At 51.0% G+C, this 24,350-nt stretch carries 17 protein-coding genes; 3 read left to right on the top strand and 14 right to left on the bottom strand.

Annotation, left to right across the window (positions count from 1 at the left end; all coding sequences use genetic code 11):
- Positions 1-29: 29 nt before the first annotated feature.
- The 11 genes from L2712_RS10525 to L2712_RS10475 all read right to left on the bottom strand — a co-directional run bounded on the left by L2712_RS10525 (position 30) and on the right by L2712_RS10475 (position 14,468).
- Positions 30-1,793, bottom strand: a complete 1,764-nt coding sequence (locus L2712_RS10525; RefSeq protein ID WP_248977761.1) for a hypothetical protein — start codon at positions 1,791-1,793, stop codon at positions 30-32.
- A gap of 1,488 nt (positions 1,794-3,281) precedes the next feature.
- Entirely contained in the window at positions 3,282-3,740 is a 459-nt protein-coding gene (locus L2712_RS10520) for a hypothetical protein (protein ID WP_248977760.1), read from the bottom strand.
- 28 nt (positions 3,741-3,768) lie between these two features.
- Entirely contained in the window at positions 3,769-4,281 is a 513-nt protein-coding gene (locus tag L2712_RS10515; RefSeq protein ID WP_248977759.1) for an Imm26 family immunity protein, read from the bottom strand.
- Between the two features lie 742 nt (positions 4,282-5,023).
- The gene (locus L2712_RS10510; protein WP_248977758.1) at positions 5,024-6,250 is read right to left on the bottom strand and encodes a phenylacetate--CoA ligase family protein; all 1,227 of its coding nucleotides are present in this window, start codon (positions 6,248-6,250) and stop codon (positions 5,024-5,026) included.
- Between the two features lie 9 nt (positions 6,251-6,259).
- Positions 6,260-7,078: an ABC transporter ATP-binding protein gene (locus tag L2712_RS10505; RefSeq protein ID WP_033537581.1), complete on the bottom strand. Its 819-nt coding sequence runs from the start codon at positions 7,076-7,078 to the stop codon at positions 6,260-6,262.
- A gap of 63 nt (positions 7,079-7,141) precedes the next feature.
- Positions 7,142-8,386 (bottom strand): ABC transporter substrate-binding protein, encoded by a 1,245-nt coding sequence (locus tag L2712_RS10500; protein ID WP_248977757.1) that lies wholly within the window; start codon positions 8,384-8,386, stop codon positions 7,142-7,144.
- A gap of 139 nt (positions 8,387-8,525) precedes the next feature.
- Positions 8,526-9,599 (bottom strand): branched-chain amino acid ABC transporter permease, encoded by a 1,074-nt coding sequence (locus L2712_RS10495; RefSeq protein ID WP_033537579.1) that lies wholly within the window; start codon positions 9,597-9,599, stop codon positions 8,526-8,528.
- 61 nt (positions 9,600-9,660) lie between these two features.
- The gene (locus tag L2712_RS10490; protein ID WP_033537578.1) at positions 9,661-10,554 is read right to left on the bottom strand and encodes a branched-chain amino acid ABC transporter permease; all 894 of its coding nucleotides are present in this window, start codon (positions 10,552-10,554) and stop codon (positions 9,661-9,663) included.
- Entirely contained in the window at positions 10,551-12,518 is a 1,968-nt protein-coding gene (locus L2712_RS10485; protein WP_052125447.1) for a long-chain fatty acid--CoA ligase, read from the bottom strand. The genes L2712_RS10490 and L2712_RS10485 overlap by 4 nt, the downstream gene beginning before the upstream one ends.
- Complete coding sequence (locus L2712_RS10480; protein WP_033537577.1) at positions 12,518-13,315, bottom strand: ABC transporter ATP-binding protein; 798 nt, start codon at positions 13,313-13,315, stop codon at positions 12,518-12,520. Before L2712_RS10480 ends, L2712_RS10485 begins: the two co-directional genes overlap by 1 nt.
- A gap of 115 nt (positions 13,316-13,430) precedes the next feature.
- Entirely contained in the window at positions 13,431-14,468 is a 1,038-nt protein-coding gene (locus L2712_RS10475; protein ID WP_033537576.1) for a DcaP family trimeric outer membrane transporter, read from the bottom strand.
- A gap of 258 nt (positions 14,469-14,726) precedes the next feature.
- On the opposite strand from L2712_RS10475, the gene L2712_RS10470 reads away from it, so the two are divergent.
- Positions 14,727-18,227: a hybrid sensor histidine kinase/response regulator gene (locus tag L2712_RS10470; RefSeq protein ID WP_248977756.1), complete on the top strand. Its 3,501-nt coding sequence runs from the start codon at positions 14,727-14,729 to the stop codon at positions 18,225-18,227.
- Positions 18,228-18,286: 59 nt separating this feature from the next.
- On the opposite strand, the gene L2712_RS10465 is transcribed toward L2712_RS10470, so the two are convergent.
- Positions 18,287-18,955 carry a response regulator transcription factor gene (locus L2712_RS10465; protein ID WP_033537574.1) on the bottom strand — a complete coding sequence of 223 codons (669 nt, stop codon included), beginning with the start codon at positions 18,953-18,955 and terminating at the stop codon, positions 18,287-18,289.
- A gap of 438 nt (positions 18,956-19,393) precedes the next feature.
- On the opposite strand from L2712_RS10465, the gene L2712_RS10460 reads away from it, so the two are divergent.
- The gene (locus L2712_RS10460) at positions 19,394-20,518 is read left to right on the top strand and encodes a patatin-like phospholipase family protein (protein ID WP_088904225.1); all 1,125 of its coding nucleotides are present in this window, start codon (positions 19,394-19,396) and stop codon (positions 20,516-20,518) included.
- Here the strand turns inward: L2712_RS10460 and L2712_RS10455 are convergent.
- A complete protein-coding gene (locus L2712_RS10455) occupies positions 20,515-21,231 on the bottom strand; it encodes an SGNH/GDSL hydrolase family protein (RefSeq protein ID WP_248977755.1) in 717 nt (238 codons plus the stop codon). The genes L2712_RS10460 and L2712_RS10455 overlap by 4 nt on opposite strands.
- Before the next feature lie 9 nt (positions 21,232-21,240).
- Positions 21,241-23,190, bottom strand: coding sequence for a monovalent cation:proton antiporter family protein (locus L2712_RS10450; RefSeq protein WP_248977754.1), 1,950 nt, complete (start codon positions 23,188-23,190; stop codon positions 21,241-21,243).
- A gap of 237 nt (positions 23,191-23,427) precedes the next feature.
- Here L2712_RS10450 and dgcS point away from each other — a divergent pair, with 237 nt between their 5' ends.
- Positions 23,428-24,312, top strand: a complete 885-nt coding sequence (gene dgcS / locus L2712_RS10445; protein ID WP_248977753.1) for a diguanylate cyclase DgcS — start codon at positions 23,428-23,430, stop codon at positions 24,310-24,312.
- The last annotated feature ends 38 nt before the right edge of the window (positions 24,313-24,350 follow it).

Raw genomic sequence — 24,350 nt, 5'->3', positions numbered from 1 at the left:
CTCATTACTCTCTATTGAACGACCTTAATTTATTTACACTGATGCGGATAAGCAATGTTATCGACATATTCAATGGAACAAGAAGAGTCGCATGGATCACATAGGTTACGCTCGACACGTTCTATATCGTGACAGAAGTTACAACCTATGCCAGTGGTGCCCTTATTAATATGATTGTGCATGCGATCCCAAGTACGAGGTAAGTTTTTACTACCGTCGTGGCACTGGGCACATACTTGCTCTTTCGGCCCCTTGAGGCGATAACCCAAGGCATCTAGCTTAGAGTCTGTCGTTAAGTCCAGCGTTTCCTCGTGACACTGGCTACAAGCCGCAACATCACTGGCTGGATTAACACCATGGTTAATCACCTGATAGGTGTCAGTTTCTATCCACTTGTAAGGTTCATTAACAGGGTAGCCCATGTTGACCAAACCAGATTCGATTGCAGTAACCGCATCACCCGAGCCTTTGATGTACTCAAAAGTATCCAAGGCAATCATACGCTCATCGGCAACCGTCATAGGCTGAGTCGCGGTCTTGTACTTAAATGGCGTTAACTTACCATCGTTCACATCCCCCATAGGGCGAGAGGTCGGGTATCGGCCGGTAGCAGGATCGATAACCCCTAAGTCATGCAGTAAGTAGTTATCACTCTTACGATTCCAGAACTTAAATTCTGGGGTCTGGTTTGCCAGCTTATCGACATGGGGGTGACCTGAGCCTGAAACACCATCCGCTGGTGTACCGTCATGATGGAAACGCCAGTCTCTGTACATCTCTGTTGGCACGTGTGAAGGATCACCTAAATCTTTGGCATAGGTTGGAATATGGCAAGACTGACAAGCCACTCTGGCCACGTGACGATCGGGCTCACCGCGTCTGCCAGAGGTCGCATGTCCTGAACCTGAATCCATACCTTGGTGACAAGTACCGCTGCTACAGGTCACTTCAGAACCGCGAACAACATCATCGGTCGGACGTAGATCAGAGCCTTTACCTATCACTCTGTGGCTTTCAAACTTATGACAGTCCTGACACTGCAAATTTGCCCCAGCGACATTCATATGAACATCAAAGTGCATATCTGAGTTGCCAACCAATGCAGAGGAGATATCTCCACGCTTCACCCCATCACCACCACCGGCATAGGCGTGGCACTTCAAACAGTTACTTCTACTCGGTGCGGCAATATTTTGCACATAAGTATCAAGCGTGGCCTGCGCTGTACCATCCGATGGCCCCATACTGCCGTCTGGCTTTCTGACGCGGTTTAACGCGTAATCCTTGTTATGGCACATCAAACAGTCGACATTGGCTTTGGTGTCGCCTTCGCCAGGCTTGACCCCTCGGCCAGCATGACATGAACCACAAACAGGCCAATCTCCCTCGATATTGATGCAATAGCTGTTAACCGCATTGGTCAACTTACCTTGCAATGTACCGCCCTGATTAACCATATCCGGTGTATCGCCCGTCCATTGGTAATGGGTAGAGCCAAACATCTCCTCATACTGCGAGCCAGCTACCCCACCATCGTGGCAGTCTATACAAGCCGTCGGGTAGTCGGTCCAACTCAAATCCGAGTGCGGGTTGGAAGCATTACAGCCATTTAAGGGCTCAACTTCACAGACGCCACAGGAGTTAACCTCCCAGACGAGTGAGTTGTTGTCGTTACAATCTAAATTAGCGTTGTAGCCATCTCCATCATTGTCTATCGGTTTTCCGGCGCTTGCCGGAAGCGTTAGGATTAAGGCCAGCAAGCCTATGCATCCTGATACTTTGGTGTTACTCATCATCTTTCTCCATTTTATTTTTATTAATCTTTAATTATGGATTTAACTCATTCGCTAAATTACAGGCTTAAGTCTTTATTACCTCAGCATCAGTTACACTCAATAAAGTGGCTGCTAAAAAAATACTGTCTACAACAGTCACTCACAGTGTCACTTATATTTAGGGTGCACTTATCTGAAAGACTCAATTCAACGATTGTCTTTTCCAAAATTAAAACCGCAGTTAACGGCTATGATTGTCGGCATTCACTTTATATATCGAGTCGTAAGCCGACCTATTACGCTCGACGTCATATATATTTCAGACTGCTTATTTAACACCCGTTAAAACAAAACAATCCAAGTAGACATAATTTATGAGACCTTTAAATAATGGCTAACAATTTTGTTACTTATTCGGGTTGAACTTACACTAATGGCATTGGTCATTTTATGAGCTGGATCTTGTTTTTATAAAAATCCATAAGATTTTTTTACTACATCAAAACCTTAATTAATTAACACTGATTTATTGATAAACCCTTTGGCGTTTTGACAAACCAACTCCCCTAACAGCTTGCATAGATAAATAGCGTTTCGTAGATCATAAATTCCCCACCCAATAATATTAAACATCTGCTACAAAACGGCAAGCCACTGTTTTGTAACGGATAAAAGTTATAATGGTTATGACTACAATTTAAAGGAGGAGTACAGAGTTTTAAATAATGAGATAGACATCACATCTGCACTGAGAATAAACGGGTTCGAATTTTTATAAAGACTGCCACAAAAAAAATCAGCCGTATTAAAGATAATTTAGCAGTAGCTAAAACATATTAACCAAGAATATTTAAAAGCATGAAAGAAACACCACCTAAGATGGCACCAATTTAATCATCACCTTTATAAGCATTAACTGTTTTAATTAAGACTGATGCATTTACACCCTCATTAAAACAGCATTAACTCTATAGATGATTACATTCTAAAGATCTTTGAAGAAATCCGTACACATGTGAATAAATACAACCCCATCTTTTAAAGGCGACATAAAAATAAAACCAGCCTGAATTTATAGTAAAAAATTGCTCCAATATAATTTTAGTATTTATTTTCAGAAACAAATAAAATGTCAAATCAACATTATTTTTACACCTTTAACGAGCATATAAAAATGTCAGGCCAATTTATATAAAATAGTAAATTGAACCAATATCTGCTAGAAGAACGAACACGAGGCATCAATGCCTCGGAAGGTCACAAATGTGTTTGCACTAAGCCTATCATCTCTTCGATGTGGTAACTTCTGTATCCGCAACGATCAAATACTAAATAATTTTTGGACAGAAATTCGATAAAGCAAGGAGTCTAAAGCTGGGGGGATGAGGAAAAATATGATAATCAAATAAAGTTTACTCTGTCCCACGTATCCCTCAGGAAGACCTGAATTATTAGGGGCTCCCCCAGCGCCTCCATATGGGGCGCACAAATGCCATGATGGTCTTGTTAGTTGCCAATTACTGTATTCTGTAAAATCATTACTTGTTTCTTGCGCCAAAAGGGGAAAAACAACAACCCTGTTTCACTGTCGTCATACCACTCATTTTCACGCAACGCCTGAACTATCCATTTATACTCGGATGAGCCACGCTTATACACTTTGAGACGACATTTATCACTGAGGCCAAAAGCAAAACAATTTAGCGCGTCTTCAATTTCCGAGAAATCTTCGTGCCAACCAGCGAAGCCAACCGTAAAACTATTTTCATTTTCAGTTAGCCAAACATTAAACCCGTTAGGAGGATTAACAGAAATGAAGTCTTCACTCTGTTCATAATCAAGTTCGGGAAATTTCTGTAACTTTTCTACTATCTGGGAAATTGCTGACATATCTTCCTTGGCAACTAACGCCGCATTAAGGTGTGAGCGACGCTTGGCTATACTTGAGCGAAGCGAAACTGCCAAGCGATGCGAATCACTCTTAAATGCTTTGTTAGGTACTTTTTACACCTAACTCTTCGCTACGATATTTATTGCGTGCTACTTCACTCAAGATATTTACTGAGCTCGGGCGAGCACTTCCTGAATTTAAGTATTCATCCCAATAATTAGGGTCGAACATGGTATTCCAGGGAATTAAACCAAAACATGCTGCTAAGAAATTTGAGTATAATCCTGCATCCGATGTAACAGCACCAACATAACCGTCTTCTGCAAACTCTTCATTAGGAAAGTCTGATTTCACTACGACAGGTTCGCATTTACCTAATGATGCCCAAGTTCCGTTATTTAATTCTTGCTTCCATGTTGCGCCGAGAGACAAAATATCACTTCTACTTAATGGCGGAATAGTTTCAGGAAGTTCTTTAAATTGATAAGAAAATACTGCGATATAAACTACATTGGGCATCATTAAATCGATCGCTTGGCAAACACCAAAGCTTCCGTCTCTCAGAGGAATTGCATAAACACTTCCTTGTTCCCATCGCGCTCGTTTAAAACTCATAACTTCGATAAGTACCTAACAGCTTATTAATGCGCATGCGCGTTTACCTCGTTGGACCAGCAAAAACGCGCACAGTTAACTATCTGTATACAATGAACTTATCAGCATTTTGCTAAATACACCATCTGGAAAAACGCGCATGCGCGTTTTCCAAACCTATTATCTACTTGACGAATATTTTAAGTGATTAATTTTAATGCTATTTATTTAAGCCAAAATGAGAAAACGCGCACAAATACAGGATAAAAATCGTTCAAAATCCTGATGATTTAAATATGACTGTGTACTTATCCAGTTTTTTGGATAGGGATAAGTGAATTACATCTCACGGGTGTCACGATGAAAATTGCTAGGCCAGAAAGTCCGTTCGTTACTGATTCACCGATACCTTGTTAACTCATTTGGGGCAAAAATAACCCAGCATTTATATTCGCGACTCGCGCCAAATACCGCTAAATCGAAGAGACGTTAGATACCCAGTGCAAACACGATTTTGGCCTTCGAAATCAGGGATGATTTCGCAGAGCCCACAAGGAAGTGCTCGTGGCGAGCCAAAATAGTGTTTGCACGATCCCCGCCGGACAGGCGTTAGATTGACATGAAGGTGCGACCTTCAAATATCCTTCCAACAAAACTCCGGTAGATGTTAGACGTTAATAGTTAAACAACAAAAACAAAAATGCCCAACCTCATCCAAGGCTGGGCATTATCCTCAAAGTCAGGCTAGACGAAGCCTAGACCATTATCTTTGATCCTCTATCACCACCCCATCATCCGCCAAGGCACCAGGTGCCACCAAGGCCACCTCGCCAGACAGCTGAGTCTCGGCGCGGATCGAGTCCTGCACCGCGCTAATATCGACCTGAGGTCGCATCGCCTCATCCACCTCGCACAGCAGATGCATCACATCATTCTCATGCTGACGGCTCACCACCAAACGCACCTTAGCGATACCAGGATGGCGACTGCGAATCCGCTCCACCTGCTCGGGATGCACAAACAACCCCTTCACCTTAGTGGTCTGATCGGCGCGGCCTAGCCAGCCCTTGATGCGCACATTAGTGCGACCGCAGGGGCTAGCGCCCGGCAAAATGGCTGACAGGTCTCCAGTGGCAAAGCGCACCAGTGGGTAATCACGATTAAAGCTGGTCACCACCACCTCACCCACCTCGCCCTCAGGCACAGGGCTTAAGGTACCGGGTCGCACTATCTCGACAATGATGCCTTCGGCGACCACCAGGCCTTCACCCGAGACGCTCTCGAAGGCGATAAGGCCGAGATCGGCGGTGGCATAGGCCTGCTTAACATTGATATCCGCCGCCTCGAAGCTGGCCTTGAGGGAGGGCGTTAACGCCTCGCCCGATACCAGGGCCTTGGTAATAGAGCTGGTGTCCTTACCTAAAGCTTTGCCCTTCTCCAGCAAGATATTAAGAAACGAAGGAGTGCCGCAGTAGCCAGTCGGCTTAAGCGAAGCGATAAGATCCAGCTGCATCTCACTCTGACCTGGGCCCGCCGGGATCACTGTGCAGCCACAGGCCTTCGCGCCCGAGTCCATGATAAAGCCCCCCGGCGTTAGGTGATAAGACAGGCAGTTCTGCACCAGATCCCCAGCTCTAAACCCAGCGGCGAAGAAGGCTTGCCCCATACGCCACCAATCATGGCCATCACACTCGGGATCATAGATGGGCCCAGGCGACTGAAAGATACGCCCACTTGGCTTGCTTGGCGTCATGCCGGCAAAGGGCGGCTGCTTGGCCTGCAGGGCGATAAGATCTGCCTTACGGGTAATGGGCAGGGTCGCTAGCGCCTCGCGGCTATCGACGCTGGTCACTTCAATATCTGCCAGCAACTCGGCGTAATAGCTGCTGTTTGCCTTGGCGTAGCTGAGCTGCTCTGCCAGCGCCGCCATCAGCTGCTGCTCGCGCAGCTCAGGGGCGAGCGTCTCTTCGGGTTTGTAATACTCGGCCATCATGCCTCCCTACAACCAACGCTTGCGGCGTTTGTACGACTTTAAGTTCTTAAAGCTCTTACGGGTCTCGTTACCGCCCCCCAGATAGAACTCCTTCACATCTTCGTTATTAAGCAGCTGCGCCTTGGTGCCGTCGAGCACAATTTTGCCTGACTCCATGATGTAACCATAGTTGGCGGCCTTAAGGGCGTAGTTGGCGTTCTGCTCCACCAGCAACATGGTAATTCCCTGCTCGCGGTTGATCTTCTCTATGATGCCAAACACCTCTTTCACCAGCAGAGGCGACAGCCCCATAGAGGGCTCATCGAGACAGATCATCTTAGGCCTGGCCATCAGGGCGCGGCCGATGGCCAGCATCTGCTGCTCACCGCCCGACAGGTAACCCGCCAGCCCGGTGCGCTCCTTGAGGCGCGGGAAGTAGTTGAACACCATCTCGATATCCTGGTTCACCTGACCATCACGGCGGGTATAGGCCCCCAGCTTGAGGTTTTCGATCACCGTCATATCTTCGATAATCCGGCGCCCCTCCATCACCTGAAACAGGCCAGAGCGCACCACCTCATCAGCGTTTTTCACATCGATACGCTCCCCCATAAAGTGAATGTCACCGCGAGACACCTCGCCGTTTTCGGTTTTAAGTAAACCAGAGATCGCCTTGAGGGTGGTGGACTTACCGGCACCGTTGGGCCCCAGCAAGGTCACGATTTCGCCCTGTGGCACATCGATACTCACGCCACGTAGCACCTGGATCACATCGTCATAGACCACTTCGATATTGTTGATCGAGAGAAGTGGTGTCTCGGGCTTTAACTGCACTGCTTGTGTCATAACAACTCCAAGGTCAAGAAGCGGGCCGGGCAAGACTCGCTTACCCGGCAGATGGAAAAGAGATTAATAGCCTAACCAGTCAACCCGACGCTCAAGGGTCACCTGATTAACCTTCTCAACCTTAATGTCGCCATCGTTAAAGTTACCCTTGTAGATGTTGACCTGGTTGATACCACGGTGATCTTCTGGTGTCCAAGTGGCAGCCAGGCAGACGCCCTCTAGCCCCTTAGGCACCCAGTTTTTGTGCACATACATGCCCTTCTTCACGTTCTCGCCTGTAATGCCACCGTTGGCCTTGGCCCACTCCATCGACTCTTTCATGAAATAGGTTGAGCAGACGCCGCGAATATAGTGGTGCAGACGCTCCTCTTGACCCGAGCTATCAGACATCTTAGAGATCTCGCGAACCAGCTTCATACCCGGTACATCATCGGTCCAGAAGGGCGTCATGGTTGGAAAAATATAGTTCTTCACCCCTTCACCGGCAGCCTTAAACACCAGCTTGTCGCCGCCCCAGATGTTAGACATGAACTGGATATCGGTACCGACCGTGTCACAGGATTTGATCAGCGACTGCACCGAGCCCCCCAGGTTGCCGATATAGCCATAGTTAGTCCCCGAGCTCTTAAGGCTCAAACACTGGGCCTTAAAGTCACCCGGCTTCATGGAGATCACCACTGAAGGTTGTACGTCGAAACCCAACTCGGTGGCGTATTCGGCGCAGGCCTCTTTAGGCGCGTTCGGGAAAGGATGGTTAGCGCCAATATGGGTAAACTTAGGCTTGCCCTGGCCGCCCTTGGTCTTCCAATCTTCGGCCGCCCACTGCACCAGTCCACGGCAGGCATCTGAGTATGAGGCGCCATAGAAGAAGTTATAAGGCGCAGGCTTAGTGGTCTTTGGGTTCTTGCCCTGAGGGTCGGTCAGATGGCCCGAGTAAGAGGCGGAGAAGATAGGCGTCTTATCCTTGGCGGCGAAAGAGATCAGTGCCTCGGTATCCGCCGTACCCCATCCCTGCATAGCCACCATGTTTTTACGCGACAACCACTTCTTATAAGAGGCGATCGCCTGAGGCACCTTGTAGGCGTAATCTATGGTTTCATATTCCAGCTTAGTGCCGTCGATGCCGCCATTGGCATTGATATAGGCCAGCGCATCACGCACACCGTCGGCGTAAGGCTTACCCACGAAGGCCGTAGGGCCAGACATATCGGCCAGATGGCCAACAAAAACCGTATCCTCGGCCTGGGCAGCCCCCGAGGCAAAGGCGAAACAAGCAAGCGTGGTGCTAAGTAATATTTTTTTAGTCATCGTTATCTTCCTTCAACATGATCCATTTAGATTGAATGCGGTTAAGGCAGCGCTACAGCCAGGATCAACGCTCATTGCTATTCAAACTGTGTCGGTTTTACATCAAATTTATTTGTCCTCGCCCTTATCAGTGCTCGACTTAATAGGCGAATGGGTAACACTTCCAGTAGTTCTTAATTTGTCCCCAACGGTGGGCCAGCCCCTCAGGTTCGAAGATGAGGAACAAGATGATCACTAGGCCGATAGCCATCTCTTTGATATAGGCCAGACCGTCGGTCACCATGGGTAGATTGCCAAAGTCGGTGTACTTCATCAGTCCCACCATGCCCTCTAACACCTCGGGCAGCAGCACCATAAAGACCACCCCCATCAGGGTGCCCTTGATAGAGCCCAAACCGCCGATGATCACCATGGCCAGGAACTGAATCGACATTAAGATGGTGAAGCCCTCGGCAGAGACATATCCCAGGTAGTGGCCGTACAGGGCGCCGCCAATCCCGGCATAGAAAGAGGAGATGCCGAAGGACAAGAGGCGATACTTGTTGAGCTTAACCCCCATGATCTCGGCCGACAGATAGTGGTCACGCACCGCCACGAAGGCGCGGCCGTCACGGCTACGCATCAGGTTACAACCCCAGATATACATAAACACCAGGGCAAACAGAGCGATAAAGTAGAAGCTCTTATCTGTGTCGAAATCGAAGCCAAACAGGCTGACCGGCGCCGCCATGGCCCCAGAGGAACCACCCGAGAACCACTCGGCGCGGCCGAAGAAGTCCTGAATGATAAACTGGGCCGCCAGGGTGGCGATGGCTAAGTAAAGCCCTTTAATACGCGCCGCTGGCATACCAAACATCATGCCCACCGCCATGGTGAGAAAGCCCGCTAAGGGGATACAAAACACCACAGGGATATTAAAGCTGGTATTAAGCCAGGCCGAGGCGAAGGCGCCAAAGCCAAAGAAGGCGCCGTGACCTAAGGATATCTGCCCGGTAAAGCCCACCAGGATATTCAGTCCAAGTGCAGCGATGCCTAAGTATGAGATCTGAATAAACAGGGTCAGAAAATAACCATCCAGTACCAGGGGCGCGGCGCAGGCCAGCGCGATCACCAAAAAGGTCACCAGGCGTATGGTCTTGGTTTCAAAAATCGTGTTGTCAGCTTTATAGCTGGTGCGAAAATCCCCGCACGGGCGCATCGCTAAACTAGACATAAAAAACTCCTTGAGCTGCAATAAGGTCGAACGCAATTAGGTGTGTCATCTGCCGTATTCCTTAAATTCGCTCGATATCACGGGTACCGAACAGGCCATAGGGCTTGAACCAGAGGATCACCAGCAAGACATAGAAAGGCGCGATATCGTACATGTTGCCGATATGCAGCCACTGGCTGTCAAAGAACTCGGCGATGTTTTCCAGCACGCCAATCACCACACCACCAACGATGGCACCGATGATGGAGTCCAGTCCGCCCAGAATCACCGCTGGGAACACCTTGATACCTATGGTCGAGAGGGAGTCGGACACGCCATTAACCATGCCGATCACCACACCGGCCGTCGCCGATACTGTGGCGGCGATGCCCCAGCTCATGGCAAACACCTGTTTAACCGAGATCCCCAGGCTTTGTGCCACCTGCTGGTCAAACGCGGTGGCGCGCATCGCCAGACCATGCTTGGAGTATTTAAAGAAGATGAAGAAGGCCGCCATGATGAGTATCGCGATCACAGTACTCATCAGATAGGCCAGCTCTATGTTCAGACCGAAGATGGCGATGGACTGAGTATCGAACACCTGAGGGTAGCTCTGGGGCGAGACGCCAAAGATCCACTTGGTCAGCGACTGGAAGAAGATAGACAAGCCAATCGTCACCATGATCACCGAGATAATGGGCTCACCTATCATGGGGCGCAGCACTATCATCTGCAGCAAGATACCGAACACTGCCATAAAGCAGAGGGTCAGAATAAAGCCGATGAAAAACGGCAGCTGGAAATAGGTCAGAAACGCCCAGCAGACCCAGGCCCCCACCAGCAGAAACTCCCCTTGGGCAAAGTTAACGATCTGGGTCGACTTGTACACCAGCACGAAACACATGCCCACCACACCATACAAGAGGCCGACGATCAGGCCGTTGATGATAAGTTGAATTAAGAGTTCAAAATTCATGATGCTCTCCTTTGACTCGCCTCGCCCTCGATGGGCTGGCTTGGCGCGATCACTGTCGCCACCTTAACTTGGGTTTTGATGCGCGACTTAGTGCCATCCTGGAAGGTGATCACTGTGTCGATATCCACATGGGACTGATCGTCATAGATGGCTTCGATGATCTCGCCATACTTGTCGGCAATCACCCCACGCCTTACCTTACGGGTACGGGTCAGCTCGCCGTCATCGGCGTCCAGCTCCTTGTAAAGCAAGATGAACTTGTTGATCTTCTGCGCATCAGGCAGGGTCTCATTGACTCGCTCCACCTCGGCCTGTAGCTGCTCATAGACCTCGGGCAGACTCGACAGATTGGTGTAGTTGGTAAAGGCCAGTCCCTGCTGCTCGGCCCACTTGGAGACGATGCTGAATCGGATACAGAGGATGGCCGACAAATACGGCTTACCCTTACCTAAGATCACTGCCTCACCGATAAAGGAGGAGAACTTCAGCTTGTTCTCGATATATTGCGGCGAGTACTGAATGCCCTGACTGGTCTTGGCTAAGTCTTTGATACGATCGATCACCACCAGATGGCCCGATGGCTTGAAGTAACCGGCATCTCCCGTGTGCATCCAGCCATCTTTGACGTCTTCGTCATAAGCGGCCTGATCGCCCAGATAGCCGTTGAACATGCCTACCGTCTTGGCAATCACCTCACCCACCCCTTCGCTGTCGGTGTTGATCACCTTAAGCTCGGCGGTATCGAAGGCCACCCCCACAGTGTCGTAATCCACATCATGCTCTTCATGTATGGTGTAGGCGCCGCACATCTCGGTTTGACCGTAAAGTTGACGCAGCGGCACGCCGATCGCCTGGAAGAACTTAAAGGTATCAGGCCCCATAGCCGCGCCGCCGGTGGCCGCCGATTTTAAGAAGGAAAAACCTAAGCGGTCGCGCAGCGCCTTCATCAGCAGGATGTCGGCAAGCTTGGAACGCCCGCCATTGGCAAGTCGCTGCTCGGCGCGCTTCATGGCAAAGTCGAACAATTTTTGCTTGAGCGGGGTCGAGTCCATCATGCGCGCCTTCACATCGGCGAGGATCCCTTCCCACACTCTAGGCGCTAACAAGACGAAGCTTGGGCCTATCTCGCGCAGATCCGCCATCATGGTTTCCTGCTCTTCAACGAAATTCACGATCTGACGGGCGATGAGCGCCTGGCCCACGGCGTAGACCTGCTCCATGATCCAGGGTAGCGGCAGCACGGAGACATAGTTGTCGCCCGGCGCACGCGGATCGGCCCTGAGGTAAGAGCAGCAGTGGTCGATAAACTTGCTGCCCTGCAGCAAGACAATCTTGGGCTTAGAAGTGGTGCCCGAGGTGGTGCAGTAGATGGCGATGTTCTCCGCCTTGCCCGCATCGACCAGGTTGTCGTAGTGGCGCGGCTGGGTGTTATCCACTTCCTGGCCGAGGCGATATATCTCCTCGACACTGATGAGACGTGGGTCGTCATACTTGCGCATACCACGTGGGTCGCAGTAGACGATATATTTCACCGAGGGGATGCTGTCGCCCAGCTCCAGCAGCTTATCGCACTGCTCCTCATCTTCGGCGACAATCACCTGAGCCTCACTGCGGTTAAGCAAATAAGCCACCTCTTCGTGAAGCGAATCTTGATAGATCCCCAGTGAGAAGCAGGCCAGCGCATGGGCGGCCACCTCGCCCCAGACCCACTCGGGACGGTTCTCGCCGAGCAGGGCTATGGTGCTCTCTGCTTTGATGCCCAGGTGATCGAAGGCCAGCGCCATCCACTTCACCCGGTTGTGATAATCTTGCCAGCTGAATTCGGTCCAGATGCCGAACTCCTTCTCGCGCATGGCCACCTCTTTACCCCAATTGGCCGCATTGTGGCGTAAGATCTTGGGAAAGGTATCGAGATCGCCCATGTCGAAGGCCCGCGCCGTCGACGCATTATTTACCTGTGTCATTAGCCAACCTCTTGTAATTGCTCGTCATCTTCAAGGCCTAGATAGGCCTGTCTCACGTGCTCGTTAGCCATCACCGCTTCGGGCAGGCCTGAGATCAATTTCTTACCAAAATCGAGCACCATCACCTCATGGGAGATATCCATCACCACCCCCATGTCGTGTTCAATCATCACCACGGTAATGCCAAACTCTTCGTTGAGATCCAGGATATAGCGGGCCATATCCTCCTTCTCCTCCAGGTTCATCCCCGCCATCGGCTCATCGAGCAGGATGAGTTTGGGGTTAAGCGCCATGGCACGCGCCAGCTCTACCCTTTTGCGCAGACCATAAGAGAGGGTGCCTGCAATGGATTTACGCACATGGGAGATGTCGAGAAAGTCGATGATCTCCTCCACCTGACGGCGGTGAGCCAACTCCTCTTTTTGTGCCGGCGAGGCCCAGTACAGGGGGCCGGTAAGCCAGTTGTTCTTCATCAAGTGATGACGACCCACCATAATGTTATCCAGCACCGACATGTGGCCAAACAGCGCCAGGTTTTGAAAGGTACGCCCTATGCCGAGATCGGCGCGGGCATTGGGTCTAAGATGGGTCACATCTTGGTTATCGAAATGGATGGTTCCCTTCTGAGGACGGTAGCGACCCGAGATGCTGTTAAGCATTGAGGTCTTGCCCGCCCCGTTGGGACCGATAATCGAGAACACGGCGCCTCGTTCGACCTCGAAACTCACATCGGTCAGGGCCTTTACCCCACCAAATGCCAGCGAGATCTGATCCACACTTAAAATGGTATCTTTCACAACCCTACTCCTTTAAACGGCAATGCCTGGGTGTCTCGGCGGTGGCAGCCAAGGGCATGGCCCCTGGCGAAATGAAACGGAAAAAAAATGGGGAGAGAGCCTCCCCTAAGAGCACTTACAAGGCATATCGCATTGAGAACTGTGCGTAGTTGGAATCGACGTTCTGGTCATCCAGGGCGAAGTTACCCACTTCGATCCCCACCGCCAATGCTGGGGTCAGGTTCTGGAACAGGTTGACGCTCCACTGGCTGCGGTCGGCATCTGACTCGTCAGTTTCGATGCGGCCATAGAGGAAGGTACTGCGCAGGGTATCTGTCCAGTAGTGGCGGTAAGCTGCAAGGTAAGAGGTGCTGGTTTCCACCTCTTCACCGATAAGATCTTTGGTCACGCCCAAACCTACGTAGCGGCCCACTTCACCTTGGTGGAACTGGAAGCGCAGATCGTCTTTACCAAAGGTGTTGATGCGACCGGCTATCGAACCACCGATGGCGGTTTCACTGTTGCCACCCAAGGTATTGAGATTGCGGCCCAGGGCCGAGATAGAAACGTTACCCCAATCACCCTTGAAGTTATAACGGGCCACCACATCTGGCAGATCGTCATTGTCGGTATCGCCGCCGTGACTCTCAGGGTTCTCGATAGAGACCTGGAAGCCGCCAATGTCGTAACGTATCTGTCCCTGACGCACGAAAGCCAGACCTACGGTAGCGCCAGCAAAATCAGCGGTTTCAGGGATAGCGCTGGTGTTCATAAAGGTGGTCCAGGTTTGACCCACGGTAAGATCTTTGTACTTGATAAAGGCGTGACGCAGACGCGGATTAGCCGAATTCGACACCACCTGATTGCCACCGCCACCGAGAAAATCCATCTCGATGAAGCCCATCACATCGCCATGAACATACTTGGTATTGAAGCGAGATTCGTTGGCGAAGATACGGAACTGTGACGCGCTCTCTTCGCGCGGCACCCCCGTACCAATCCAGAAGTCACGATAGGCAACATCGCCGTTAACATAGCGAGCGTCCACCTTAAGGTAGCCGCCAAAGGACAGCTTGCCATCGTCACCAACATTAAAGTCGTAGCCGGCCATGGCAGAACTGGCCATCAGGCCGAGTGAAGTTGCGAGTGTGAGTTTTTTTATTGTTGATATCATCTTGATTATCCCCTTTTGTGGTTGCCTCCAAGATGGAGAAATGCCCGCTTGGCCTCAATTGGGAATAGGTAGTAATGCAGCGGTAGTAGACCAAAAGGCGCAAGACCTGAGGCTTAAGCCGTCAGCACTAATACTTAAGTCGATGGTGGGAAATGCCGACTTTGGCGCTAACTGTGGTATGTTGACTTGAATAACAAAATAAAAGGAGTCGGCCGGGATGGCTTACATAAACTCCTGAAAATATAGGAAAAGTAATAGATGTTCCCAAATTGGCTATTGGTTGCCATCAGCATCAGCTATATCGGCCTGCTGTTTATCATGGCATTTCTGGGTGATAAGTACCGTGGCAAGTGGTTCTCCGGACAGCACACCATCATCTACTCTCTCTCCCTAGGCGTCTACTGTACCTCCTGGGGCTTTCTCGGCACCGCCGGTCAGGCCGCCCATAACTCCTTTTCCTATTTGCCCGTATATATTGCGCCCATTCTGCTGTTTATCTTTGCCTGGCCCTTTATTCAACGGGTGATCCGTGTCTGCCTTAAGCTCAATATCACCTCCATCGCCGATCTGTTGGCGGCCCGTTTTGGTAAGTCGCCCCTCTTGGCCGTAGTCGTCACCTTCGTTGCCCTGTTTGGCACCCTGCCCTATATCGCGCTGCAGCAAAAGGCGATAGTGAACTCCTATGAGATCTTGCGCCAAGACCACCTGCTCTCCTCCTGGCAATTAGGCTTAGTGGTGAGCCTGATCCTCGCTGGTTTCACCATAGTGTTTGGGGTACGGGCTATCGATGTAACCGAGCGCCATCCGGGCATGATGCTGGCCATCGCCTTCGAGTCCTTAGTGAAACTTATCGCCTACCTCACCATAGGGATCTTTGTCTCCTTCTTTCTATTCGACTCCCCCATGGATATCTGGCGTCAGGCGACAGCGATCAATCCCATGGAAAATGAGTTTACTTACCCCAATTTAATCTCGCTGTTTGGCCTGTTGATCATTGTGATGTCAGCGTTTCTTTGTCTGCCAAGACAGTTTCAGGTGATGATCGTCGAGCTAAAATCACAGAAACATATGCTCTGGAGTCGCTGGACCTTTCCCCTGTATGTGCTGGTGTTTGCCTTCTTCGCTACCCCACTGGGGCAAGCGGGCAACATTCTCTATGGTGACTCGCTGGAAGCCGATGCCTATGTGCTGTTTCTGCCGGTATTCAGTGGCGATATCTGGCTAGGGCTGTTTAGCTTTCTTGGCGCCATCTCGGCCGCCAGCTCCATGGTGATCATCTCAACCATCGCCCTAAGCACAATGCTCAGTAACGAGATTGTTTTCCCGACCCTTTTTAAGATCAACAATATCCAGAGCAACGACTTTCATAAGTTTCGCTCGCACCTGCTCAATATCCGTAAAGCCTTGGTATTGTTAGTTATATTTATGAGCTATGGCATGTTTCTCATCGCCCCACCCGACACCCTGGCCTCCCTTGGCGAGGTGGCTTTTGGCGCCATAGCCCAAATCGGCCCCGCCCTGTTTGCCGCCTTTTTGTGGCGCCGGGTCACGCTGATCGGTGTCTTGGTGGGGATCACCAGTGGCTTCGCCCTCTGGCTGGTACTCAACCTGCTGCCACAACTTGGGCTCTACGGCCATCCCTTTGCCGGTAGTGAGTATTCGATGACCACCCTATCCACCCTGGTGGGGCTGTTTGTCAACGTCACGGCCATCTGGTTGGTCTCCTCCTTTACCCGCCAGAGCGTACATGAGCAGATGCAGATAGGTCACTTTATTGAACGTCCTGAGCTGGACAAGGCACTGCCAGACGTACCTAAGCATGTGAACCCAACAGAACTCGAACTTCTGGTGGCTCGCTTTGTAGGCAAAGACAAGGCGGCTCAGGGGTTTTACTCCTTTTTATCCTGTCAGCCCCAGCCCATTTTAGATAAAAATGCCCATAACCAAGCGCTGATCTTCTTCACCGAAAATATGCTCGCCAGCGTCATGGGCTCGGCTTCGGCGCGTTTAGTGCTTTCTTGCGCCCTGCATGGGCGTGATATCGCTATCGAAGATGTGGCACAACTGGTAGAGGAAGCCTCCAGTCACCGTAAGGAATTTAGCCGCAGCGTGCTGCACAGCGCCATCGAAAACGCCAGTGAAGGGATCTCGGTTATCGATAAAGATCTTAATCTGGTGGCCTGGAACCAGCAGTATTTGAGCCTGTTTAATTATCCCGATGATCTTGTCTATATCGGCTGCCCGGTGAGGCAGCTGATTGAGTACAACCTCAAATTTGGCAAGGGCTATGTGCCTAACTTGGATGAGCAGATTGAGCGGCGCCTCAACTTCCTACGCCAGGGCAGCCGCCACAGCACAGAGCGAATCCAGCCCGATGGCAAGACAATACGCATCCAGGGTAACCCTATCCCAGGTGGAGGGTTTGTGATGATCTTCTCCGACATCAGCATGTACCGCGAAGCGGAAAAGCTGCTAAAGGAGAAAAACTTAGACTTGGAAGCCAGGGTATTTGAGCGCACCAAGCGCTTAGAACAGGCGAATCTACAGCTGGCCAAATCTAACGCCGAACTGGCCGAAGCGCTGCAAAAAGTAGAGCAGGCACATCAGAAGAAGAGCCAATACCTCAAGGCCTGTAGCCATGATCTGCTGCAGCCCCTGTCGGCGGCGCGATTGTTCTCCTCTGCATTTGTACAGGGCGGGCAGCTCTCCAATAAACAGAAGCAGCAGATAGGCTATATCGACAACGCCCTACAGGTGGCCAACGAGTTGCTGCTGGATCTCAATGAAGTGTCGCGTATCGAAGGAGGCACTGTGGTGCCCGAGATCACCGAGTTTGCCCTGCAAGAGGTACTGGATTCGCTGATGGAGGAGTTTAGCGCCATGGCCAGCACCACACAGGCCGAGTTTAAGTGCATCAAGACCAAACTCTGGGTACGCAGCGACAAGGTGCTGCTCAGACGTATCTTACAGAACCTGATCAGCAACGCTTTTCGCTACGCCGGTGGCGGACGTATTCTGCTGGGGTGTCGCCGTCACGGTGACACTGTGGCCATTCAAGTGGTGGACGATGGCCCAGGCATCCCTGATGACAAGCAGGCGGTGATCTTCGAGCAATTTACCCGCCTACAGCACTCGGGACATGAAGGGGTTAATGGTCTGGGTCTGGGGCTGAATATCGCTCAGGGACTCGCCGAGTTGATGCAACACAGACTCACTCTGTCATCGAAAGTCAACCAGGGGAGTATCTTTAGCCTGAGCCTGGCGGCAGTGAAACCTCAGCAGCAAGATGAACAAGCAACCCAGCCCGATATTCTCACCCTCAATGGCGTCAGGGTGCTGTGCGTCGATGACGACCCCAATGTGCTGGCTGGCATGGAGGAGTTATTAAAAGGCTGGAAGTGTCAGGTGCATACGGCTTCTTCGGCGCAGCAGGCCAAGGCCTGTGTTAACCAGTTCGCCAGTAAAATCGATATCGTATTGATGGACTATCAACTGGATAATAACCTCAATGGCCTGGACCTTATGGGTGAGCTGCAAGCCCTATCCAGCCGCCCTATTCCGGCCATTCTGATCACAGCTACGATTGACGAAGAGGTGGTGCAGCGCACCAAGGCCCTGGGCTATGGTTATCTGCGTAAGATCATCAAGCCTATCGCCCTGCGCGCCGTGATGAGCGCCACCCTAGCCAATAGCCTGCATAACAACTACTCGGCCCAAGCTAATCCCCATTATAGCCTGGTGGATCCCCTGAGCGATTAAAAGCAAACGCCCCGCAGCGGACTTAAACCACTGCGGGGCGTTTTCATTACTCTCGAAAGCTAGGCTTCTTCCACCTCTGTGGTTAGCGGTGTCTTTTCCAGATAGAGCTGACTCATGGCGATCACCGCCTGGGTACGGGTATGAACACCAAGTTTAAGGAAGATGGCACTGGCGTGGGCCTTGATGGTGGCCTCTGACAAACCCAACTCATAGGCGATCTGCTTATTAAGCAGACCATCGGCAAACATCATCAAGATCTTGTGCTGACGGGGTGACAGGCTGGCAATCTTACTGCTCACGCTGTCTAAGGTGATGGCGCTGAGATCGTCACACCCCGGCGGTGTCCATTGCCGACCAGCCATGACAGCATTAATCGCCTTGACCATCTGCTCGACCGAGGAGGATTTAGGAATAAAGCCGGCCGCGCCGAAGGACATCGCCTTGCCCACGGTGACTTTATCTTCCTGGCCGGAAATCACCACAATCCCGATATGGGGATAGGTGTTGCGAATATTAACTAAGGTATTAAATCCATGAGCATTGGGTATATTCAGATCCAATAAAAGCAGGTCTGCATCCTGATGCTGCTGTAAAATCTCATCCAGGGCCGTTACCGTTTCCGCTTCAAACAGCATCAGCTGATCGAATTGAGTGGTTAAGGTATTAACGAGTGCTTGCCTGAACAGTGGATGATCATCAGCTATTATTATTTTTAGTGGCTGTAACATTTTTGATCCCTCATATGTACTCAGCCTCAGTCTACGCGAACCTTAAAGATTATCAAACCGACCCAAAATCATTGTATCTGTGCAGCTTTGTCAGTTAACATTTACATTACAAGTAGATAGAGATATATCGCGGTGAAAAGCCGATATCTGAGCCCAGGTCAATATAGACTTATTATCTAGATTGCGACCGTATTATTTATGCTAGAGAAGAGGTTAACGCCGCCTATTTCACCTTATTTGACTAAAATGGCGCACAAAAGCAGAGCAAAAGTTCAGACATATAGGCCTGCTTGAACAAGATTCTGGGCTCACATATTCTAATCAATAAGAAGCACTGTCTTGGACGCTACCCACGAAACAGGTACGAATAGATAAAGGTGCATAAACCCGATAGAGCGAACTTGCCTCAGGTAGTTTTGGGACACAGGGGAAACGCATTTGCCAGATAAAACAGCATTGGTGTTAGGGGGCGGCGGCGCACGCGCCGCTTACCAGATAGGGGTTCTCAAGGCGATAGTTCAGTTCTATCCCCGCAATCATGGCGTCCCTTTCAAAATCATCTGCGGCACTTCTGCTGGCGCCATCAATGGCACCTCTATCGCGACTCACGCCTCCTGTTTCCATCTCGGCGTACGCAAACTCGAATGGGTCTGGCGCCACTTTAACACCCACAAGGTCTACCGCTCCTCTTTCGGCGGCGTCTTTTCTCATTTAGCGCAAATGGCATTGATGGGACTGCAAGATGCAAAGATTAATACCGATGCCGGCAGCCTGTTCAACAACGACCCGCTACGTGATCTGCTCAATAACCTGATCAACTTTGAACGAATCGATCGCAATATTGCCAGCGGCGCCCTGCATGCCCTGAGTGTCGATACCTCCTGTTATAACTCTTCACGTTCGGTGAGCTTCTTTCAGGCAGCCAAGGAGATAGATGAGTGGAAGCGTGCCCGGCGAGGTGGCCAGCGCACGCATCTCAATACCGAACATCTGCTGGCCAGTGCCGCTATCCCTTTGGTGTTTCCCTCTATCAAGCTTAATCGCGGCTATTATGGCGATGGTTCGGTGCACCAGTTGGCTCCCTTAAGCAGCCCTATTCATTTGGGCGCAGAGAAGATCATGGTGATCAATTTAGAGAGCCCCCATAAGCAGGTCCACAAAGAGTTTGAGCATCATCCTAAGACGGCTACTATCGCAGGTCACCTGCTCGATACCATCTTCTCCGACACCCTAAATAGCGATCTGGAACGCCTGCAGCGGATCAATAGCACCCTCAACCTGATCCCCAAGGAGCGCAAACATGAGGCGTCGCTCAAGACCATAAACACCTTAGTGATAAAACCCAGCGAAGATCTAAGCCTGATCGCCGCTCAGCACTATCATGAGATGCCGATGGCGGTCAAACTGCTGCTGAGGTTAATCGGCATCAATCAACAATCGGACTCGAGTATCGTCTCCTATCTGTTGTTTGAGCAACCCTACTGTAGCGCGCTGATTAACTTGGGTTATCAAGATGCCATGTGCCAAATCGATGAGATTAAAGCTTTCTTCAATATCGATTAGCGGCGGGGATGTAGCGCTAAGATTTGGTCACAGGCGGCCTCAGCCCAAACTTGATAACTCATGGCGCTGGGGTGGAAACCGTCGCTGGCCAAGGCATCTGAGGTCAATGGCAGCTGCAAGGCGAGCAGTTCACAGGCCCTATGCTGACGGCAAAAGTCCCTTAATGCCTGATTAAAGAGCGCCTCACGGCGACGCAGCATGCCGGCTAACGGTTGACGAAACCTGGGAAAGTGCCCAAGTGGAGGCAAGGGCGTCAGTAAGATCTTGGCATTGGGAGAGGCTTGCAGCAGGGTTTCTACCAATGTCTCTGTATTAAATACCCAGCGTTTGACGCCTAAAGGCGACAGCAGATCGTTCACCCCAAGTGAGATTAACACCCAGTCGACCTCTAGCTGACTGCGCTCAAGCACCGCCAGGGTTTGCGCCGTAGTCATGCCTGATTTGGCTTCAAGCTGCCAATGGAGGCGATAATGACAGCTCAAACGTGTAGCAACTTGTCCCGCCAGCGCCTGCTGCTGAGTCATCACTCCAACACCTGCGGCGGCCGAATCTCCCAAAATCAACAGGCGTAACTTTGGCCCTTCGCCGAGTTCACCGCGTCTTGGGCCAGAAGGCTCGGGCAATTTTGGGGTTCGCCATTTGACCCACAGCGCCTGTGCTAACAACAAGGGCGAGATCAAAATCAGCAAGCTATAACGTCTTACCATCCGCATAATAACTGTTTAGCCCTGTAACAGATAGTGCTCGGCCTTCTCAATACGCCTTGGCTTACCCAGAATGATCAGAATATCACCGGGGCGAATTAGCCAATCCAGCTCAGGGCTTTCCACCTCGGCGCCATTACGACGCACCGCCCTCAGCTCTACCCTAAGTCGCTCCCAGGGAATAGCCGATAGCGGCTGACCCACCACCTGTGCCCCTTTGGGTAGCGCGACAGCATGCAGTAGCTCCAGGGTAAAATCTGTTTCCTCGCCGGAGAAGAAACCGTGCAGATATTGATAGTGATTACGGCGCTCATGTTCCAGGCGCTTAAGAATTCGGGTCAGGGGGACGCCACATTGATAGAGTACCTGAGAGACCAGCATCAGACTGCCCTCTAGGGTTTCAGGTATCACCTGGCTAGCGCCAGCTTCCTCCAGCGCCTCCATGCCTTCGTCGTCACGGGTTCTGACCAAGATCTTGGCCTCTGGTGCCAGCTGACGACACAGGGGTAACACTTCATCGAGCACATGACTGCTGGTAAAAGTGAGCACAATCAGCTTGGCCTGCTTTATCTGCGCCTGCTTAAGAATCGCCCGTTTAGCCACATCGCCAAAATAGACAGGCTCACCTGCCCGGCGCGCTTCGGTCACCCTTGTCGGGTCTCTGTCGAGCACCAGATAGGGGATCGCCTCACTCTTCATAAAACGGGCTATGGTTTGCCCCACCCGGCCATAGCCTAAGATCAACACCAGCTCGCTGCTCTGTTCCATCGGCGGTATCGTCTCGCCATCGGCCAGCGGCGTCGATCTCGCCCCATGCAGACGTCTGGCGATCTCCACGCTATGACGCACCAGCCAAGGTGCCACCGCCATAGAGAGTACCGCCACCATCACCAGCTTAGTGCTGACAGTGATCTCCAACAGCTGGTAGTTGACCGCCAGTGCCAACACGACAAAGCTAAATTCCCCCACCTGAGCCAGACTAATGGCGGTCGCCACCGAGGTACGAAACGACTCCTTGGCCGCCCTCAACAGACCGAAAACGATCAGTGCCTTGGTGATGATCACCGCCACGACCAAGAGCAGCACCTGCCACCAGAAGGCTAATACCAGGCTAAAGTCGAGCAACATGCCGATAGAGATAAAAAACAGTCCCATCAAGAGATCTCTGAAGGGACGAATGTCAGCCTCTAGCTGACGCTTGTATTGGCTCTCGCCCAGCAGCATACCGGCAATAAAGGCGCCCAATGCCATAGAAAGTCCCAGCCACTGAGTTAATGCCCCGGTGACTAAAGCGACCACTAAGGTCGACAGCACAAACAGCTCATTGGAGCGCGAGCGTGCCACTTCATCAAACACCTTAGGAAGCGCCCACTTACCCACGGCCATCAAGGCGATAAAGGCCAGAACCCCTTCCCCCATGGCCAGAACGATCTCTTGCCAGCTTAACACCTCACCATCGGAGGCCAGCAATGGCATAAGGATCAGCAAAGGCACAACCGCGAGATCTTGAAACAAGAGCACACTGACTGACAACTCACCATGGCGACGCCTGAGCCAGCCACGCTCGTTAAGAAGTTTCAGTACAATGGCTGTGGATGACAGTGCGATGGCCGAGCCGACCACGATAGATTCGCTAAGATTAAGCGCGAATAACATGCTAATACACATGGTTAAAACGACGGTAACCGTCATCTGGGCTGAGCCTAATCCAAATACGGTGCGGCGCATGGCCCATAGCCTGGGCAGAGAGAATTCCAGACCGAGGGAGAACATCAAAAGTACCACCCCCAGCTCTGCTACCGAGTGGATCTGCTGCTGAGTAAACCAATTGAATAGGGAAGGACCACTGATCACGCCTGTGATCAAATAAGCCAAGATCGCCGGCAACCCAGCACGTCTAAAGAGGGCAATCGCGACGATAGCCATCATTAACATCAAGAGGATCTTAACCAGTATGCCGTGTTCCATTAACGCTCCATTATCTGCTACCGACCCAAGTACCAGGTCGGATTCCCCTATATCGCCGCAGAGCATGAGTTCAAAGCGTCAAGTTTTCACCGAAGTCAAAATACTGTCACCACGAAAGAACTCACCTCTTACAGACTAACTTAATGACTAATAAAGACAAAGTCATCATTTAGTATTAGGCACGTTTTTTGCTTTACAAACATTATCTCAGGTCCGTTACATTGTGGAGTAAAGATTATGGACTTTGCCTTAGCGACAGAATTTTCGTTTGACGAATATCGCTATCAGCCAGATCACCATCACAATTCAGCCAGTGTCCCTAATCTGGTGTCTGTTATGCAACAGTTGCATGAGAGCCTAGATCCACGGACGGTTTTTGCCTGCTACGGCAAACTCATGGGACAATACTTGCCAGTTCAAGGTGTCAGCCTTGTCTATAAAGAGTATCAGCTAAGCTGGGGCACTGAGCAAGGTCTACTAATAAAACAAAACCTTAGCCATGATGGTTTGAACGCGGTGATCGCCTATCGTCTGTCGGCGCCTCTGGTCAAGCCCCAGACAGAGCTGCTGTATCAGCTGCAATCTCTGCTGCTAAGCCCTCTGGTCAATGCCATCGCCTACCAACAGATGGCGAAACAGGCGATGCACGACTCGCTCACTCAGCTGGGTAACCGTCGCTACTATGAGCAGAGCCTTAAGCAGGTCATGGCCCGCGCACTGCGCCATGATGATGCGATCACGCTAGTGGTGCTGGATTTAGACAACTTCAAGAGTCTGAACGATAAGTATGGTCATCTGGTAGGCGATGAAGTGCTGTGTCAATTCGGCAAAACCCTGAATCAAGCGATCAGAGATAGCGATCAGGCATTTCGCATCGGCGGAGATGAATTTACGCTTATCGTCGAGGGGGATGCCGCCGCGGCAAGTATCTTGTGTGAACGTATCCTCGCTCTAATGGCTCAGGATAACCTGCTAAACAAATTTCAGGTACAGTGCAGCCTTGGGGCAGCTCAGTGGCATGGAGACAAGGATGCTGAGGCGCTTTACTTGCGGGCCGACAGGGCGCTTTATCACGCTAAGGCAGCCGGGCGTCGTTGCTACCGTATCGATCAAGCCTCATAAAGATAGCCCGCTCAGTGCTGAAGACTATACACTGAAGG

It is taken from the genome of Shewanella marisflavi, from assembly GCF_023283925.1.
Classification (GTDB): Bacteria; Pseudomonadota; Gammaproteobacteria; order Enterobacterales; family Shewanellaceae; genus Shewanella; species Shewanella marisflavi.
This window is presented reverse-complemented; position numbering and strand designations above follow the sequence as displayed.

Coding starts and splice junctions, on each gene's coding strand:
- L2712_RS10475 (WP_033537576.1), bottom strand. CDS start 14,468: ATGATATCAACAATAAAAAAACTCACACTCGCAACTTCACTCGGCCTG.
- L2712_RS10495 (WP_033537579.1), bottom strand. CDS start 9,599: ATGTCTAGTTTAGCGATGCGCCCGTGCGGGGATTTTCGCACCAGCTAT.
- L2712_RS10465 (WP_033537574.1), bottom strand. CDS start 18,955: ATGTTACAGCCACTAAAAATAATAATAGCTGATGATCATCCACTGTTC.
- L2712_RS10505 (WP_033537581.1), bottom strand. CDS start 7,078: ATGACACAAGCAGTGCAGTTAAAGCCCGAGACACCACTTCTCTCGATC.
- L2712_RS10515 (WP_248977759.1), bottom strand. CDS start 4,281: ATGAGTTTTAAACGAGCGCGATGGGAACAAGGAAGTGTTTATGCAATT.
- L2712_RS10500 (WP_248977757.1), bottom strand. CDS start 8,386: ATGACTAAAAAAATATTACTTAGCACCACGCTTGCTTGTTTCGCCTTT.
- L2712_RS10510 (WP_248977758.1), bottom strand. CDS start 6,250: ATGGCCGAGTATTACAAACCCGAAGAGACGCTCGCCCCTGAGCTGCGC.
- L2712_RS10485 (WP_052125447.1), bottom strand. CDS start 12,518: ATGACACAGGTAAATAATGCGTCGACGGCGCGGGCCTTCGACATGGGC.
- L2712_RS10455 (WP_248977755.1), bottom strand. CDS start 21,231: ATGCGGATGGTAAGACGTTATAGCTTGCTGATTTTGATCTCGCCCTTG.
- L2712_RS10450 (WP_248977754.1), bottom strand. CDS start 23,190: ATGGAACACGGCATACTGGTTAAGATCCTCTTGATGTTAATGATGGCT.
- L2712_RS10525 (WP_248977761.1), bottom strand. CDS start 1,793: ATGAGTAACACCAAAGTATCAGGATGCATAGGCTTGCTGGCCTTAATC.
- L2712_RS10470 (WP_248977756.1), top strand. CDS start 14,727: ATGTTCCCAAATTGGCTATTGGTTGCCATCAGCATCAGCTATATCGGC.
- L2712_RS10490 (WP_033537578.1), bottom strand. CDS start 10,554: ATGAATTTTGAACTCTTAATTCAACTTATCATCAACGGCCTGATCGTC.
- dgcS (WP_248977753.1), top strand. CDS start 23,428: ATGGACTTTGCCTTAGCGACAGAATTTTCGTTTGACGAATATCGCTAT.